The organism is Pseudomonas sp. RGB (assembly GCF_007713445.1).
Classification (GTDB): Bacteria; Pseudomonadota; Gammaproteobacteria; order Pseudomonadales; family Pseudomonadaceae; genus Aquipseudomonas.
Genome location: NZ_VMSH01000003.1, coordinates 92,138 through 108,687, shown reverse-complemented (window position 1 = coordinate 108,687; position 16,550 = coordinate 92,138). Strand labels below are relative to the sequence as shown.

Sequence of the window (16,550 nt, the reverse complement as noted above, 5' to 3'; positions counted from 1 at the left end):
TGGTTATATTTAATTTCAGAATACCTCGCGAGCTGCCCATACTTCCTGCCTCTTTTGCACACCGAAAAGGTCCTGCATGCCGCTCAACCCTTCATTCATGAGCAGACTCGCCGGTTGGGGCCTGCTGGTAGTCCTCGGCCTGAACCTACGGCCGATCCTCAGTTCCATCAGCCCGTTGCTCGGCGAGATTCGCCAGGCCACGGGCCTGAGTTTCCAGAGCAGTGCCCTGCTTACCAGCCTGCCGGTGGTGTGCATGGGCCTGGTGGCGCTGGTCGGCGTGCGCGTAGAGGCGCGACTGGGCGAGCGGCGCGGTATCGCCCTGGGCTTGATGATGATTCTGCTGGCGTGCCTGGCGCGCTGGTTGATGGGCCAGGCGTCGGCATTGCTGGTCACGGCCTTGCTCGGCGGCGCCGGTGTGGCGCTGATTCAGGCGTTGGTGCCGGCGATGATCAAGCGCGAATTCCATCACCGGGTGCCGGTGGCGATGGGCGTGTATTCAGCGTCGTTGATGGCCGGCGGCGGGCTGGCCGCACTGCTCAGCCCGGTGGTGGCCACGCATTTCCAGCAATGGCAGGCGGGGTTGGGCGTGTGGCTGTTGCCGGCGCTGGGGGCGTTGCTGTTGTGGGCCTGGTTGCCGTTGGGTGCGCCGCGCAATCCTCACATGGCGCCCACATTCAAAGGCCTGCGCAATCGTCGCGCGTGGCTGCTGGCGCTGTATTTCGGTTTGGTGAACTGCGGCTACATGAGCCTGGTGGCGTGGCTGCCTGCGTACTATCAGCAACTGGGCTGGGGCGTGTTGCCGAGCGGTTCGTTGCTGGCCTTCATGACCATCTTCCAGGTAATCGCCGCGCTGTTGATGCCGGTGCTGGCGCAACGCGGTGTCGACCGTCGTCCGTTGCTGGGCATCAGCCTGTTGGCGCAAACCATCGGCTATCTGGGCCTGATCATCGCGCCGCTGGACTATCCGCACCTGTGGGTGGCGCTGTGCGGCTTCGGCCTGGGCGCGTGTTTCGCCCTGAGCCTGCTGCTGACCCTCGACCATCACCGCGACCCACGCCAAGCCGGGCAACTGGCCGCCTTCGTGCAAGGCGTGGGCTTTCTGATCAACGCGATTTCACCGTGGCTCACCGGCTGGCTGCGCCAACTCACCGGCGGCTTTGTCAGCGCCTGGGTGGTGCTGACGGTGACCGCGGTGGCGATGCTGCTGGTGACACGGGTGTTCAGCCCGGCCACCTATCGCAGCACATCAGAAGTCGTAGCGCCCGGTCACGCCTAACGTGCGCGGTGTGCCCAGCAGGCCTTCGTAGCCGCCGTTGCCGCCGGTCCACAGGGTGGTGTAGTAGGTTTTGTCGAAGGCGTTTTTCAGCCACAACGACACGTCCCACTGCCCTTGCTGATAGTTGCCGCGCAGGCCGGTAGAGAGGTTGACCACGGCGTAGGCGGGGATCTGCCCGTAGTCGGAATCCTCCACGGTGCCCACCGCTTTGGAGCGGAACGCGTAGCTGGCAGTTACGTAGGGTTCGAAGCCGTTATCCAGGTTCCACTTGTACTCACCGTTGGCGTTGGCGATCCACTTGGATGCGCCGACCACCTGGTGGCCGGTCAGGTCGCAGGACGCCGGCGCGCCCGGACGCAGGCTGACTTCCGGTGGGCACGGCGCATCCTTGTAAGACAGGTAACTCACATCGTTGAACGAGCCGTTGAGGTTCAGCGTCAGGCCCTTGAGCGGCACCAGCGTGCTTTCCACTTCAACCCCGCGCGAGCGCACGGAGCCGGCGTTGGTCAGGTACTGCACGCGGTTGTCCTGGTCGTAGGCGTTGGTCTGGTAGCCGTTGACCTGAGTCCAGAACAGGTTGGCATTGAGCTGCAGGCGGCGGTCCCACAGCGTGCTCTTGAAGCCCAGCTCGGCGTTGTTGGCGCGCTCGGTGCCGATCAACAGTGAGTCGGCACCGGCGGTCGGCGCGGAGCCCACGGCCAGGTTGACCCCACCGGATTTCTCGCCATGAGACAAGGTCGCGTAGCCCAGCAGGTTCTCATTGAAGTGATAACTAAGGTTCAGCAGCCCAGACGGCGTTGCGCTGTACTGGCTGAGGTCGCCCGAGTCGTACACCCCGGCACGCCCGCGCCGCGCCGTGGCTGCCGCGCCGGTCACTGCCGCGCCACCCACTGGCGCATTGCGCGTGACCCAGGCGCTTTTCTCTTCATAGGTGCCGCGCAGGCCGGCGGTGAAATCCAGGCGCTCGGTGAGGTGCCAGGTGCCTTGGGCGAACAGGGCAAAACTGTCGGTGCGGATATGCCCATTGCCAACGCTGCTCACATTGTTCAACGCGCCGGTTGGCGTGCCGTTCCAGATATCCGCCTTGGGCCCGTAATAGGCAAAGGATTTGTTATCCAGCGAATTGCCGAAGTAATAGGCGCCCAACACGTAGTCGAAGAACCCGCCGGTAGGCGAGGCCAGGCGGAATTCCTGGGACCATTGTTTATCTTCCACCGACACCCCGGCGTTATACGCCGCCGGCACGTTGAGGCCGTCATCGTTGCGCGGGGTGAAATTCCACCAGCGATACGAGCTGACCGAGGTCAGGGTGAAGTCGCTGGGCAGGGTCCAGTTGGCCTCCACAGACGTGCCGCCCTGGAACACGGTGACGTGCTGGTCGTTGTCCAGATTGACCTTGCGGTGGGTGCCATCCACCAGTGTCGCTCCCGCCGCCGTTGCCCGCGATTGATACAGGTTGGTGCCATTGATGGTCGGCCCGGTGCTGTACAACACGCGGGTGCCGGCGCTGGAATCTTCCTCGTTGTAGTCGCCGATCCAGCGCAGGTTGAATGTCTCGCTGGGCTTGTACAGCAACTGCCCGCGAAAGCCCTGGCGTGAGCCGCCATTGAGGTCGTGGCCGTTGTATTCGTTCTTGATGTCGCCGTCGCTGCGCGTGCGATAGGCCGAGAAACGCCCGGCGAGGTCATCGGTGAGCGGGCCGGAAATCGTGCCCTTGGTCTGGAAATAACCGTCCTCGCCCAGCGAAGTTTCGATGCTGCGCTCCGGGGTAAAACTTGGCGCGCGGGTGCTGATGTTGATCACGCCGGCGGTGGTGTTTTTGCCGAACAGCGTGCCTTGCGGGCCGCGCAACACTTCCAGCTGTTCGATGTCCATCAAATCAAACACCGCCATGCCCGGCCGGCCCAGGTACACGTTGTCGATGTACAGCCCTACGCTGCCTTCGAGGCCGTCGCTGGCCGGGTTGTTGCCCAAGCCGCGAATCGACACGCTGGACTGGCGCGCATGCATGTAGGCGACGTTGACGCTGGGCACCAGTTGCTGCAAATCCTGAATCCGATAGACCCGCTGACTCTCCAGCGCCTGGCCGCCAATCACGCTCATGGGCGTGGGCACTTCCTGGGCACTTTCGGTGCGCCGCCGCGCCGTCACCGTGACCGTCTCAAGCTGGCCGCTGGCGTTTTCGCCCTTGCTTGCCGGCGCGGGTGTTTCGGCGGCCTGGGTCGGCGACCAACTGGTGCTGCCGGCCAGTAACATGGCCATCGGCAAGGACTTCAACAGACTCATAAGCGGCTCCGGACCTCGGAAATATTCCCTATCGAATATTCCATTAGGTTATTTATTTATGTTTTTACGAACATTTACTGCATAAGAGATAGCCTTTATAAGGAGTCGACCTAATGCATAGCCAATGCATTTCCCGGATATTTTTGATGTGAAAAATGCATATCGATCTGCGCCAACTTCGCCACTTCATCGCCCTCGCTGAACAGCGCAGTTTTGTCGCGGCGGCGTTGGCCGTGAACCTCTCGCAGTCGGCGTTCAGCCGCAGCATCCAGGCGCTGGAACACAGCGCCGGGTGCCAACTCGTGGACCGTGGCCGCAAGGACCTGGCGCCTACCAAGCAGGGCCAGGTGCTGCTCGAACATGCGCGTCGGCTGGTCAGCGGCGCGCAGCAGCTGGCCAACGAGATCAGCCAGTTCAATGGCCTTGAGGCCGGTGAATTGCGCTTCGGCTGCGGCCCGGCACCGGCGGCCGGGTTGATCCCGCGCGCCATCGGCAGTTTTATCGGGCGTTACCCCAAGGCACGTGTGCAGTTCCAGGTGGATGACTGGCAAAGCCTGAGCAAGCGCCTGCTCAGCGAAGAGTTCGAATTTTTCGTCGCCGACACCCGCCATTTCGAGGCCAACCCGGACTATCACACCCACCGCCTGCGCGCGCGGCGCTGGTATTTCTGCTGCCGCGTCGGGCACCCGTTGGCCACGCGCAGCAGCGTGAGCGCCGCCGAGCTGATGAGCTACCCACTGGCCGTGACCATCCGCCCGCCGAACCTGCGCAAGGTCATTGTCGACCTCAGCGGCCGGCCGGATTACCTGCCCAATGTGGAATGCGAAAACGGCTACAGCCTGATGGGCGTGGTGCTGCGTTCGGACGCCATCGGCATCGTCAGCGCCAACAGCGATGTGCTGCACATGGCGCGCGGCGAGTTGGTGTGCTTGACGATTGATGGGCTGGCTGAAGACTTGGAAGAGCGCTATACGCGCTACGGGATTGTCAGCCGCGCGGGGTATCGGTTGTCGCCGCTGGCGGAGGCGATGATTGAGCAGATCAAGCAGATTGATGAGTTGGATGAGGATGTGTGTGCATTGGAGAATGTCGCTGTTTGAGTAGCACCCATGCATTCCCTGCATAAAACCCAGTCCTCAAATGCACTTGCCAGTGCCCCTCCGAACAGCGAAAACCGTCACCTTTGTTCTGTTCGGTGAAGCCCCATGTCCCAACCCAACCCCGTGCGCAATGTGCTGTACATCATGTGCGACCAACTGCGCCGCGATTACCTGTCGTGCTACGGCCATGCGCATTTGCACACACCGAATATCGACCGCCTCGCCGCTGCCGGCGTGCGCTTCAGCCGGGCCTACACCCAGGGCACCATTTGCGGGCCGTCGCGAATGTCGGCCTACACCGGGCGCTATGTCAGCAGCCATCAGGTGGCGTGGAACGCGGTGCCGCTGCCGCTCGAAGAGCTGACCATTGGCGATTACCTGCGCCCCCATGGCATCCGCACCGCACTGGTCGGCAAGACCCACGCCACGCCGAATCTGGACGAACTGCAGCGCCTGAAGATCGACCCCGACAGCGCGCAGGCCGAGCCGCTGAATGAGGTCGGGTTTGACGCGTACATGCGCCACGACGGCATTTACCCCGACAGCCCGCTGTTCGACGACAAACGCGAGTCCGCGCCTTACACCCATTACCTGCGTGAACAGGGCTACGACGGCCGCAACCCGTGGCATGAATGGGCCAATGCCGCCGCCGGTGAAAACGGTGAAATCCTCAGCGGCTGGCACATGCGTCACTCAGGCAAGCCTGCACGCGTGGCCCAGGAGCATTCGGAAACCGTCTACACCACCGACCGCGCCATCGACTTTATCGCCGAACACGGCGAGCAGCCGTGGTGCCTGCACCTGTCCTACATCAAGCCGCACTGGCCCTATATCGCCCCGGCGCCGTACCACGCGCTGTATGGCGCCGAGCATATCCAGGCGCCCATTCAACCTGAACACACGAGCGATCACCCGGTTTACCACGCCTTCCGCCAGCACCAGGAGAGCCTGAATTTCTCCCGTGATGAGGTGCGGCTGACGGTGATTCCGACCTACATGGGCCTGATCAAACAGGTCGACGATCAACTCGGGCGGCTGTTCGATTTTCTGCAAAGTAACGGCCGTTGGGACGACACGCTGATCGTGTTCACCAGCGACCACGGCGACTTCCTCGGCGATCACTTCCTCGGTGAAAAGGAGTTCTTGCTGGAGCCTGCGGTGGGTGTTCCGCTGATCGTGCGCGACCCGCGCGCCGGCGCCGACATCAGCCGTGGTTCAGTGGACGCACGCCTGGTGGAAACCATCGACGCCCTGCCGACCTTCCTCGACGCCCTGGGACTGCCAGCGGCTGACCACCGCCTGGAGGGCCGTTCGCTGATCCCGCTGCTGCACGGCAAGGACATCACTTGGCGCAACTACGCCATCGCCGAATACGACTATGCGTTCCAGGCCCCGGCCCGCGAGCGTCTGGAGCAGCCCATCGACCGCTGCCGCATGACCATGGTGCGCAGCGAGCGCTGGAAGTACCTCGCGTATGACGGCTTTCGCCCACAGCTGTTTGATCTGGAAAATGATCCACAGGAGTTGCACGACCTGGGCGCCGACCCGGCCTATGCGGCGGTGCGCGAGACGCACGTGGGTTATTTGTTTGAGTGGCTGCGCGGGTTGAAGCGGCGCACCACTATCAGCCATGCAGAGATCGCGCTGCGTGGCCAACGCTTTCGGTATGGTGAGCCAGAGGCAGAAAAGGTCGTGCAGATAGGCGTCTGGTAAACACCAAAAACCCATGTGGGAGCTGGCTTGCCTGCGATGCCGGCACCTGGGTGTATCAGACACACCCCGGCGATGCTATCGCAGGCAAGCCAGATCCCACACAGACCTGCTCCGACATTTGGAACTGGGTTCGCTTAGAGACCTTTGGTGGTTTTGCTGGATTGCCCTTGCACACCCACCGGCACGTCACCCTTGAGCGTCACCCGGCGCACGATGCGTTCCTGGGTGCCGTAGTCATCCACCGCGTAATGCTGGGTGGCGCGGTTGTCCCAGATCGCCACGTCGCCGGCATTCCAGCGCCAGCGCACGGTGTTTTCAAGGCGCGTGACGTGGCTTTGCAGCAGGTTGAACAGCTGCGTCGAGTCCGCCTGGGAATAACCTTTGAGGCGCTTGACGAAGTGCCCCAGCAGCAAGGTTTTCTCGCCGCTGACCGGGTGCACACGCACCACTGGATGTTCGGTTTCGTACACCGTAGAGGTGAAAATTTTGCGGTACTCCTCAAGCTTTTCCACCGATACGTCCGGCTTGCGCCCGGCGTAATCGTATTCGTTGCTGTGTATCGCCCACAGGTTGTCGGCCAGGGCGCGCAGCTCGACGCTGAGGTCGTTGTAGGCACTGGCGGTGTTGGCCCATACCGTATCGCCACCGGATTTTGGCGCCAGCACCGAACGCAGGATCGAGGCTTTCGGGTAGGCGTCGACGAAGGTCACGTCGGTGTGCCAGGAGTTGGCGCGCTGGCCGCGCGTGCCGTCCAGTTCCAGCAGGAACCGCGTGCCGTCGCGCACCGGCACGGTCGGGTGGGCAATCGGCTCACCGAGCAGGTGAGCGAAGGCTTCCTGGCTCTGGTCATCAAGGTGGGTCTGCTCGCGAAAGAAGATCACTTTGTACTGCACCAGCGCTTGCTGGATGGCGTCGACGGTGGCGGCATCCAGGCCACCGGACAGTTTGATGCCACGGATTTCGGCGCCGATGCGGCCAGCAACCGGGTGGATGTCCAGCGCCTGGGCGACGGGTTGAACGGCTAATGCGGCGTTGCTCATGGTGAAGACCCTCATGTGCCTGCTGATGGTGGGGATGCTTTCCGGCAACGCTCTATTGATATGCATTTTAGATCTAGCAAATGAACCAATGCTTCGTTGACGGAATAAGAGCTTGCATTTAAAACCTCAGCTCCCTGGGTCGCAAATGCCTTCGACCTATTTTTCAAATGCCGGGAAAGCATATGGATCTTCGCCAACTGCGCTACTTCATCGCCCTCAACGAACACCGCAGTTTCGTGCGCGCAGCGGACGCCATGGGTATCACCCAACCCGCCTTCAGCCGCAGCATTCAAGGGCTGGAGCAAGAGTTCGGCTGTGTGCTGGTCGATCGCGGCAACAAGGATTTGCGCCCCACGCCCGAGGGCCAGGTGGTGCTGCAACACGCCTTGAGCCTGGTGCATGGCGCCGCCCTGCTGAGCAGTGAAGTAACGCGCATGACCAAACTCGACGCCGGTGACCTGCGCTTTGGCACCGGCCCGGCGCCGGCCGTGAAACTGGTGCCGGATGCGGTGGCACGGTTTATCGGTGCACACCCGAAAATCCGTACCAGTTTCCAGGTGGACAACTGGGAGAAACTCAGCCGCGCCTTGAGCCGTGAAGAGATCGAATTTTTTATCGCCGACATTCGCCAGTTCGAAGCCGACCCGAACTTCCAGACCCGCGCACTGACGCCCAAGCGCGGGGTGTTTTTTTGCCGACCGGGGCACCCGCTATTGGCCAAGGACAGCTTGTCGACCAACGACATGTTCGACTACCCGCTGGCCTCACCGTTGATCTCCCAGGGCATTCGCAAACTGCTGGCGAACCTGAGTGGGCGCATGGACTTTTCACCGAGCATTCAGACCGAGCATTTCCCGGCGCTGGTGAAGATCGTGCTGCAGTCCGATGCGATTGGCGTGGGCACTGAAGAGGCGTTTGCCGAAGACATCGCCCAGGGCTCGCTGGTGCTGCTGCACTGGCGCAACCTGCCGCAAAACCTGGAGACCATGAGCGCGCGTTGCGGGATTGTCAGCCGCACCGGGTCGCGGTTGTCGCCGGCGGCCAAGGCGATGATTGAGACGTTGGTGGCGGTGGACAGGCAGGAGGTGAGTGTGGCGGTTTGAAGGCCTCATCGCGGGCAAGCCCACTCCCACAGTTGGAATGCGATCCCCTGTGGGGGCGGGCTTGCCCGCGATAGCCATGGCCCAGCCACCACCAGCCTCAGAGCCCCGCCGCCGCCAGGTTCGGCGCCACCCAATCACTCACCTGAAACGACTTGCGGATCAGCCGCTCTTTGGACGCCAAGTCCACCGCGTCCTGCAATTTGCCAAGGAACACCGGGTCCAGGGTCGAGGGGAAAATCTCGCTGAGTTTCTGGTCTTTCAGATCGTTGGTCAGGATCACCGGCGGGTAACTGGCCAGCCCCGACACCAGGTCGATGTAAGCCTGCTTGTTGTTGTCATCGGTCAACCACTGCACCGCCTGCTGCTGGGCCTTGAGCAACGTGGCCACGGCTTGCGGGTGCTGATCCACAAACTTGGCACTGCCCACCAGCACCGCCTGCACGCTGCCGGCGCCACCGATGTCCTTGGTGGTCAGCGGTATTTCGGCCAGGCCCTTGGCTTGCAGCGCCGTGAGGCCTGAACCGCCCCAGGTGGCGTCAATCTGCTTGGCGGCCAGGGCGGCAATGGCGGCACTGAAGTCCAGGTTGATGACTTTCAGATCCTTCTCACTCAAACCCTGGCTGGCCAGCGCGGTGTCGAATGACAACTGGCTGGCCGTGCCGCGGAACACGGCGACGCGCTTGCCCTTGAGGTCTTGCAAGGTCTTGATGCCGGAGCCTGGCACCACGGCGAGGTAATGCTTGACGCCACGCGCCGAGGCGCTGAGCAAGCGCGTGTCCAGGCCATTGGAGCGACCGATGATCGCCGCCAGGTCGCCCAGGTAAGCCAGGTCCACCTGGCCGTTGGCAAAGGCCTCATTGATCACCGGGCCTGCGCCCTTGAAGTAATTCCATTGAATCTTGATGCCTTGGTCGGCAAAGGCCTTTTCGAAGATCTGCTGGCTTTGCAGTACATCGGTCACCCCACCGCCGCTGTGCTGGCTGCCCGCACTGAGGTCGGGCACGGCGATGCGAATTTCCGTGAGATCGGCAGCGTGCACCAACCCGGCCAGGGCGGTGCCGGCGAACAGGCTGATCAGACGTTTGAAGGGCAGTTTCATAAGCGCAGCTCCTGGTGGGCGACGGTCGCCTGGGGAGCAGAAAGTAGGCACAGGCCGATCAAAACTTTAAATACTATAAATTCACAATTTAATAGCTTTTTGGACTATGCGAGCTAAAACGCAGGCTCCAGAGGGATATGCATAAACAGCATCGAAAATATTCTTCGAATGCATTGGATGCGTGTCGGACAGAGGCTTTAAATGATTTTTCTTATCCCACAATCATCTTGATTGCATTTTTCTAAGGTCGAAATCACATAGCGCCCACGGCGACAACGGAGGTCCTCCATGGCCCGAATTTCACTTCTGAGCCTACCTCTGGCGGCCACCGGCAAAGACGCCGCGCCGCGCTGGCCGACGTTGAGCGAACGCCTCATACCCTGGCTGCTGCCGCTGGGACTGTTTGCGCTGTGGTGGCTGGCCAGCCGCAATCACTGGATGAGCGAGCAGATTCTGCCGCCGCCCTCGCTGGTCTGGAGCAGCGCCGTGGAACTGGCCGGCGGCGAGTTGTGGAGCCATCTGGCGATCAGCGTGCAGCGTTTGTTTTGGGGGCTGCTGGCCGGTGTCGGCGCAGGCGCCCTTTTGGGCGCGCTGTTGGGGTTCAGCGCCCGTGCGGAGCGCCTGATATTTCCAACCTTCAGCGCGCTGTCGCAAGTGCCGACCCTGGCGTGGATTCCGCTGTTCATGGTGTTTTTCGGCATCGGCGAAACCCTGAAACTGGTGGTGCTGGTCAAAGCAATCGTAGTGCCCGTCACCCTGCATACCCTAGTCGGCGTGCGTGATGCCCAGCCCAACCTGCGTGAAGCCGCCCGCGTGCTGCGCCTGCCCCCGCACCTGTTGATCCGCCGCCTGATCCTGCCCGCCGCGCTGCCGGCATTCATGGCCGGGGTACGCCTGGCCTTGGCGGCCGGCTGGACGTCGTTGCTGGCGGTGGAGTTGCTGGCGTCCAGTGAAGGCATCGGCTACCTGATGGTCTGGGCGCGCCAGTTGTTCATGCTCGACATCGTGTTCGTGTGCATCGTGGTCATCGGCGTGCTGGGCGTGGTGATGGATCGCGGCATCGGCTGGCTGGATCGCAAATGGGTGCACTGGCCGCACCCGGCCACCGCGCAGATTCGTCGCGGGCCGCGCTATCAAGGCTGGCAGCGCCTGCAACCGTGGTTACTGCCGCTACTGTTGGTAGCGTTGTGGCAGGCGGCGACGCAGCAGGGCTGGGTGGACGCCAATATTCTGGTCAGCCCATGGGCGGTGCTGCAAACCACAGGCGCCGGCGTGCGGGATGGCAGCTTGTCCAGCGCCCTGGGCAAAAGCCTGGGCCGCACACTGGGCGGCTTGCTGTTGGGTGGCGGCCTGGGCTTTGCCATGGGCCTGTGGCTGGGGTTGTCGCGACGCAGTGAGCGCGTACTCGGCCCGACCTTGGCCGCACTGCGCCAGATCGCCATTTTTGCCTGGGTGCCGTTGCTCACCGCGTGGTTCGGCCTGGGCGAGTTGGCCAAGTCAGTATTTATCGCACTCGCCGCGTTTTTCCCGCTGTTTATCGCCACCCAACGCAGCGTGCTCAACCTGTCGCCGCAACTGCGCGAGGCAGCGCAAGTGCTGCGCCTGAGCCTGTTGCAACGCCTGCGCCGTCTGGTGTTGCCGGGCGCGGCGGCGGGGATTTTCGCCGGCCTGCGCCTGAGCCTGATCTACGCCTGGCTCGGCACCATCGGCGCGGAATACTTCATGCCGTCCAATGGCGGCATCGGCAGCCTGATGATCGGCGCGCAACAACTGCTGCGCATGGACGTGATCATGGGCGGCATGCTGCTGGTCGGCCTTACCGGCGCCACGCTCAATGTTATCGGCCAACGCATCGAAACCCGCGCCACCCGCTGGAGACACGCATGAACGCACCTATCGTCCGCTTCAACCATGTGGGCAAGTCCTTCGACGTCGACGGCTTCGCGTTGGAAGCCATTCGTGAATTCAACCTGGAGATTGCCGAGGGCGAATTCGTCGCAATTGTCGGCTCCAGCGGCTGCGGCAAATCCACCCTACTGCGCCTGTTGGTGGGGCTCGATACGCAGTTTCGCGGCGACATCCAGGTCGACGGTAAGGCCGTAAACGGCATCGGCGGCGAGCGCGGCATTGTGTTCCAGGAGCACCGCCTGTTCCCCTGGCTGACCGTGGCGCAAAACATCGGCCTGGGCCTGGTCAACGAGCCGCTGAGCGAAGCCGAGCGCAACCGCCGCATCAGCGACTTTATCGAGCTGGTGGGCCTGAGCGACTTCACCCGCGCCTATCCCCATCAGCTGTCCGGCGGCATGGCGCAACGGGTGGCGATCGCCCGTGGCCTGGTCGCCAGCCCGCGCATCCTGCTGCTAGACGAGCCGTTCGGCGCCCTGGACGCACTGACCCGCCAACAAATGCAGGAAGAGCTGTTGGCGATCCGCGCGCGCGCCAGGATCACCACGGTGTTGGTGACCCACGACGTGGAAGAGGCGATTTTCCTCGCCGATCGCGTGGTGGTGATGGAGCCCCGGCCTGGGCGGATCAAGCAAATCGTCGATATCGCCCTGCCCCATCCGCGCCAGCGCAGCAGCTTCGAATTCCACCAGCTGCGCGAAGAACTGCTGCATGAACTGATCAGCGATGACCACTATCAGCCGCCCGTGCGCGAACAGATTCGCGACCTGCCGCTGGCCTTTATTGCCTGCTGAAGAGGAGTGCCGTGATGCCGCAACGTCCCAATTTTCTCGTGATCCTGGCCGATGACATGGGCTTTTCCGACCTCGGCGCGTTCGGCGGGGAAATCTCTACGCCGCACCTGGATGCCCTGGCGCTCAAGGGTCTGCGCCTGACCGACTTCCACACCGCGCCGACCTGCTCTCCCACGCGCTCGATGCTGCTGACCGGCACCGACCATCACATCGCTGGCATCGGCACCATGGCCGAGGCGCTCACGCCGGAGCTGATCGGCAAACCGGGTTACGAGGGCTACCTCAACGACAACGTCGTGGCGCTGCCGGAGCTGCTGCGCGAGGCCGGTTACCAGACCTTGATGAGCGGCAAATGGCACCTGGGCCTCACCGCCGAACTCGCGCCGCATGCGCGGGGGTTCGAGCGGTCGTTTTCACTGTTGCCCGGCGCCGCCAACCACTATGGCTTTGAGCCGACCTATGACGACGACACGCCAGGCTTGCTCAAATCCACCCCGGCGCTGTACATCGAGGACGACACCTTCGTCGAGCAACTGCCCGAGGGGTTCTATTCCTCCGATGCGTTTGGCGACAAGCTGCTGCAGTACCTCAAGGAGCGCGACCAGGCGCGGCCGTTCTTCGCTTACCTGCCGTTTTCGGCGCCGCATTGGCCATTGCAGGCGCCGGCGGACATTGTCGAAAAATACCGTGGCCGCTACGACGCCGGCCCCGAAGTGCTGCGCCTGGAACGCCTGGAAAAGCTCAAGTCGCTGGGGTTGATCGACGCCCATGTCGAGCCTCACCCGCTGATTGAGCTGAACACCCAATGGGCGGCCTTTAGCGATGAACAGCGCCAGCTCTCGGCCCGCGCGATGGAAGTGTATGCGGCGATGGTCGAGCGCATGGACTGGAACATCGGCCGGGTGGTGGAGTACCTGCGCCGCCAGGGGCAACTGGACAACACCTTCATCGTGTTCATGTCCGATAACGGCGCCGAGGGCGCGCTGCTGGAAGCCTTCCCCACGTTCGGGCCGCAGCTGTTGACCTATCTCAACCAGCATTACGACAACAGCCTGGAAAACATCGGCCGTGCCAACTCGTACGTCTGGTACGGGCCGTCATGGGCGCAGGTGGCGACCGCGCCCTCGCGGCTGTTCAAGGCGTTTACCACCGAGGGTGGCATTCGGGTGCCGGCGCTGGTGCACTACCCGCCACTGGCGCTCAACGGGCGGATCAGCCATGGGTTCGGCACGGTGATGGATATTACGCCGACGATTCTGGACCTGGCCGGTGTACGCCACCCCGGCAAGCACTGGCGCGGCAAGCCGGTGGCGCCGTTGCGGGGCAAGTCGTGGCTGGGCTTTTTGTCCGGCGAGACCAATCAGGTGCACGACGAACATACCGTCACCGGCTGGGAGCTGTTCGGCCGCCGCGCGATTCGCCAGGGCCAGTGGAAAGCCGTGTACATCCCAGGCCCGGCAGGGCCGGCGACGTGGCAACTGTATGACCTGGGCCAGGACCCCGGAGAAATCCATGATCTGGCCTTGAGTCACCCGGACAAACTCGAGACCCTGATCGGCCACTGGCAGCAGTACGTGGACGAGACCGGCGTAGTGCTCAGCGCGTCGCCGTTTCAGCCGGATTGAGCCCGACCTGTGTGCGGGCCTGCGGTTCCAGGCGGTTGGCCCGCGCAAACGTGCCGAAATCATTGAAGCGCACGCCCATCTCGCGCATCACCCTGTGCGCCACCTTGGCGGTCATCTGGCGGATGTAAAACGGCTCTTTCACCACAAAATGGTGGATGCCATGGGTGCTGCCGAAGTTGAAGCAAAACGCTTGCAGCGGCCACATCCACCAGGGGTTGAGCACCTGGGTTTGCTGGATCACGTTGCCCAGCTCCACATCACCGTAGTAGTGCATGTTGGAGCTGACAAAGTGCAGGCAGAAGGTGCGCAGCACGTTGGGGCCAATGATCACCACGGCGGCGATGTCGATCACCAGCATCACCTGCAAGGTGCCAGCTGACCAGGCGATCGGCGCGCCCATCAGGCTGGCGACACCATTGGCCGCATGAAAGCCCAAAAACACATACCACGCGCCCCAATGCAGCAGCGCCAAGGGTGCGTACACCAACAGCGAGCGCTTGAGGATGTTGAATTTGTGCTTCCAGGACTTGGCGCGCAGCATGCGGATGAACGCCGACATGAGGTTGTCACCCACCATCAGCAACCGCGCCAGGCCCCACGGCTCGCCATTGGTGATGGCGCGTTCTTCCATATCGGTCTCGGTGCCGGACACCTTATGGTGATTGAGGTGCAGATGCCGGCGTATCCACGGGTTGATGGTGCTCGGCCGCGCCAGCCATACCAGGCCCATCATCAGGTTGTGGGGCAGGCGTTGCTTGCGAAAGTACATGCTGTGGATCAGGTCGTGTTCCAGCTCGTGGGTCAGCGAGGCGAGGAAGGCATTGAGCAGCAGGCAAACCCACCACGCCATGTGGCCGGTGATGTAGAGCGCCGCCGAGCCGAGCATGCCCAGCAAGGCAAACGCCAGAATGCCCGCGCCCAGGGCGTCCTGGTGCCGCAGCCAGGGGTGCTGCTGGCGTAATCTGGCCCCTTCGGCGAGCACCACGTCACGGATATGCGCTGAACGCTGTTGTGCGTTCATCTGCTGGGGACTTGCAGAAGTACCGTCCATGCTTCCATCCTCTTGGTTATTGATTGATGCATCCTGGCCCAAGCGGTGCGCCAGGGCATCAGCCCCACACGCCAACCTGTTGACCGCAAGCGCCAATCGTCATGCCCGAAGCCACTTCCCTCGCCAGCTGGACCCGCGCCCTGCGCAAGCAGCTCGACGCCCTGGACCTCGACAGCGCCGCCCTGTGCGCGCAAGCCGGGCTCGACCCGCAGCAGATGGACGACCCCAACGCGCGCTATCCGTTGTCGGCCACCACGCGGTTATGGGCACTGGCCGTGCAGGCCAGCGGCGACCCGGCCATCGGCTTGCGGGTGTCGCGGTTTGTCAGCCCGACCACCTTTCATGCGCTGGGTTATGCGTTGGTGGCCAGCGGCAGCCTGCGCGAGGTGTTCGAGCGGATCGTGCGTTATCACCAAGTGGTCAGCGATGCGCTGACGCTGGAGCTTAGCCGAGAGGGCGAGCGCTATTGCTTTCGCCTGCTGCAACCCGTCGGCAGCCCGGCACCGGCGCTGGAAGCGATTGATGCGTTTGCAGCGATCTATGTGCGCACCTGCCGAAATCGGCTCGGCCGTGAGTACGCGCCGCTGGCGGTGTACCTGCAGCGCCCGGAGCCGGCCGACCCCACGCCGTGGCACACGGTGTTTCGCGCACCGGTGTTCTTTGGCGCCGAGGAAGACCGCCTGGAGTTTGCCGCGCGGGACTTCGACAGCCACCTGGATGACGCCAACCCGGAGTTGGCCGAACACAATGAAACCGTGCTCAAACGCACCCTCGCCCAGCTGCAACCGCTGACATGGGAGCGCAAGGTGCGCGCGGCCATCGAGGCGCAATTGCCGGAGGGTGAGCCGAGTGCCGAACGGATCGCCCAGGCGTTGCATTTGAGTTTGCGCAGCTTGCAACGGCATCTGGCCGATGAAGGCTGCCGGTTTGACGCGTTGCTCAATGAATGTCGGGAAAACCTGGCGCTGCTGCACTTGCGGGATCCGCAGTGCTCATTGGCCGAGATCAGCCACTTGCTTGGGTTTGCCGATACCAGCAGTTTTAATCGGGCGTTTAAGCGCTGGACGGGGATGACGCCGGGGCAGTTTCGAGATGGGTTGCGCTAGGTAGGACCCCTTCGGGGGCAAGCCCCCTCCCACATTTTGATGTGTGAATGCAGTCAAAGGTGGGAGCGGGCTTGCTCGCGAAGGCGGTGGATCAGCCCCTGCAAATCCTGGATCAATCAGCGCCTTCGGGGGCAAGCCCCCTCCCACATCTTGATGTGTGAATGCAGTCAAAGGTGGGAGCGAGCTTGCTCGCGAAGGCGGTGGATCAGGCCATGCAAGTCTTGGATCAATCAGCGCCTTCGGGGGAAAGCCCCCTCCCATATTTTGATGTGTGAATGCAGTCAAAGGTGGGAGCGGGCTTGCTCGCGAAGGCGGTTTGATGTGTGAATGCAGTCAAAGGTGGGAGCGGGCTTGCTCGCGAAGGCGGTGGATCAGACCCTGCAAATCCTGGATCAATCAGCGCTTTCGGGGGCAAGCCCCCTCCCACATTTTGATGTGTGAATGCAGTCAAA

12 protein-coding genes are annotated in these 16,550 nt (G+C 62.8%); 8 read left to right on the top strand and 4 right to left on the bottom strand.

Features of this window, described 5'->3' with window-relative positions; genetic code table 11:
* The first annotated feature begins 76 nt into the window (after window positions 1–76).
* A complete protein-coding gene (locus FPT15_RS07565) occupies window positions 77–1,276 on the top strand; it encodes a CynX/NimT family MFS transporter (RefSeq protein ID WP_145159732.1) in 1,200 nt (399 codons plus the stop codon).
* Here FPT15_RS07565 and FPT15_RS07560 read toward each other — a convergent pair.
* The gene (locus FPT15_RS07560; RefSeq protein WP_145159730.1) at window positions 1,247–3,562 is read right to left on the bottom strand and encodes a TonB-dependent receptor; all 2,316 of its coding nucleotides are present in this window, start codon (window positions 3,560–3,562) and stop codon (window positions 1,247–1,249) included. The genes FPT15_RS07565 and FPT15_RS07560 overlap by 30 nt on opposite strands.
* A 155-nt stretch (window positions 3,563–3,717) precedes the next feature.
* Here FPT15_RS07560 and FPT15_RS07555 point away from each other — a divergent pair, with 155 nt between their 5' ends.
* Together FPT15_RS07555 and FPT15_RS07550 are read left to right on the top strand one after the other, a co-directional pair.
* Complete coding sequence (locus FPT15_RS07555; RefSeq protein ID WP_145159728.1) at window positions 3,718–4,662, top strand: LysR family transcriptional regulator; 945 nt, start codon at window positions 3,718–3,720, stop codon at window positions 4,660–4,662.
* Between the two features lie 105 nt (window positions 4,663–4,767).
* A complete protein-coding gene (locus tag FPT15_RS07550) occupies window positions 4,768–6,375 on the top strand; it encodes an alkaline phosphatase family protein (RefSeq protein ID WP_145159726.1) in 1,608 nt (535 codons plus the stop codon).
* A gap of 134 nt (window positions 6,376–6,509) precedes the next feature.
* On the opposite strand, the gene FPT15_RS07545 is transcribed toward FPT15_RS07550, so the two are convergent.
* Complete coding sequence (locus FPT15_RS07545) at window positions 6,510–7,415, bottom strand: TauD/TfdA family dioxygenase (protein ID WP_145159724.1); 906 nt, start codon at window positions 7,413–7,415, stop codon at window positions 6,510–6,512.
* A gap of 182 nt (window positions 7,416–7,597) precedes the next feature.
* Between FPT15_RS07545 and FPT15_RS07540 the strand changes: the two genes are divergently transcribed.
* A complete protein-coding gene (locus FPT15_RS07540) occupies window positions 7,598–8,518 on the top strand; it encodes a LysR family transcriptional regulator (protein WP_145159722.1) in 921 nt (306 codons plus the stop codon).
* A gap of 97 nt (window positions 8,519–8,615) precedes the next feature.
* Here FPT15_RS07540 and FPT15_RS07535 read toward each other — a convergent pair whose 3' ends face one another.
* Entirely contained in the window at window positions 8,616–9,617 is a 1,002-nt protein-coding gene (locus FPT15_RS07535) for an ABC transporter substrate-binding protein (protein WP_145159720.1), read from the bottom strand.
* A gap of 288 nt (window positions 9,618–9,905) precedes the next feature.
* Here FPT15_RS07535 and FPT15_RS07530 point away from each other — a divergent pair, with 288 nt between their 5' ends.
* The 3 genes from FPT15_RS07530 to FPT15_RS07520 are packed head-to-tail and all read left to right on the top strand — an operon-like array spanning window position 9,906 to window position 13,941.
* Window positions 9,906–11,504 carry an ABC transporter permease gene (locus FPT15_RS07530; protein WP_145159718.1) on the top strand — a complete coding sequence of 533 codons (1,599 nt, stop codon included), beginning with the start codon at window positions 9,906–9,908 and terminating at the stop codon, window positions 11,502–11,504.
* Entirely contained in the window at window positions 11,501–12,316 is an 816-nt protein-coding gene (locus FPT15_RS07525) for an ABC transporter ATP-binding protein (protein ID WP_145159716.1), read from the top strand. The genes FPT15_RS07530 and FPT15_RS07525 overlap by 4 nt, the downstream gene beginning before the upstream one ends.
* 14 nt (window positions 12,317–12,330) lie before the next feature.
* Window positions 12,331–13,941, top strand: coding sequence for an arylsulfatase (locus FPT15_RS07520; protein ID WP_145159714.1), 1,611 nt, complete (start codon window positions 12,331–12,333; stop codon window positions 13,939–13,941).
* On the opposite strand, the gene FPT15_RS07515 is transcribed toward FPT15_RS07520, so the two are convergent.
* The gene (locus tag FPT15_RS07515) at window positions 13,913–14,992 is read right to left on the bottom strand and encodes a fatty acid desaturase (protein WP_145159712.1); all 1,080 of its coding nucleotides are present in this window, start codon (window positions 14,990–14,992) and stop codon (window positions 13,913–13,915) included. The two genes, FPT15_RS07520 and FPT15_RS07515, sit on opposite strands and share 29 nt — an antisense overlap.
* A 101-nt stretch (window positions 14,993–15,093) precedes the next feature.
* Here FPT15_RS07515 and FPT15_RS07510 point away from each other — a divergent pair, with 101 nt between their 5' ends.
* Complete coding sequence (locus tag FPT15_RS07510) at window positions 15,094–16,098, top strand: AraC family transcriptional regulator (protein ID WP_145159709.1); 1,005 nt, start codon at window positions 15,094–15,096, stop codon at window positions 16,096–16,098.
* The last annotated feature ends 452 nt before the right edge of the window (window positions 16,099–16,550 follow it).

What these genes read in the sequence shown, in the direction of transcription:
- FPT15_RS07565 (WP_145159732.1), top strand. Translation starts at nt 77, where the DNA reads ATGCCGCTCAACCCTTCATTCATGAGCAGACTCGCCGGTTGGGGCCTG.
- FPT15_RS07560 (WP_145159730.1), bottom strand. Translation starts at nt 3,562, where the DNA reads ATGAGTCTGTTGAAGTCCTTGCCGATGGCCATGTTACTGGCCGGCAGC.
- FPT15_RS07555 (WP_145159728.1), top strand. Translation starts at nt 3,718, where the DNA reads ATGCATATCGATCTGCGCCAACTTCGCCACTTCATCGCCCTCGCTGAA.
- FPT15_RS07550 (WP_145159726.1), top strand. Translation starts at nt 4,768, where the DNA reads ATGTCCCAACCCAACCCCGTGCGCAATGTGCTGTACATCATGTGCGAC.
- FPT15_RS07545 (WP_145159724.1), bottom strand. Translation starts at nt 7,415, where the DNA reads ATGAGCAACGCCGCATTAGCCGTTCAACCCGTCGCCCAGGCGCTGGAC.
- FPT15_RS07540 (WP_145159722.1), top strand. Translation starts at nt 7,598, where the DNA reads ATGGATCTTCGCCAACTGCGCTACTTCATCGCCCTCAACGAACACCGC.
- FPT15_RS07535 (WP_145159720.1), bottom strand. Translation starts at nt 9,617, where the DNA reads ATGAAACTGCCCTTCAAACGTCTGATCAGCCTGTTCGCCGGCACCGCC.
- FPT15_RS07530 (WP_145159718.1), top strand. Translation starts at nt 9,906, where the DNA reads ATGGCCCGAATTTCACTTCTGAGCCTACCTCTGGCGGCCACCGGCAAA.
- FPT15_RS07525 (WP_145159716.1), top strand. Translation starts at nt 11,501, where the DNA reads ATGAACGCACCTATCGTCCGCTTCAACCATGTGGGCAAGTCCTTCGAC.
- FPT15_RS07520 (WP_145159714.1), top strand. Translation starts at nt 12,331, where the DNA reads ATGCCGCAACGTCCCAATTTTCTCGTGATCCTGGCCGATGACATGGGC.
- FPT15_RS07515 (WP_145159712.1), bottom strand. Translation starts at nt 14,992, where the DNA reads ATGGACGGTACTTCTGCAAGTCCCCAGCAGATGAACGCACAACAGCGT.
- FPT15_RS07510 (WP_145159709.1), top strand. Translation starts at nt 15,094, where the DNA reads ATGCCCGAAGCCACTTCCCTCGCCAGCTGGACCCGCGCCCTGCGCAAG.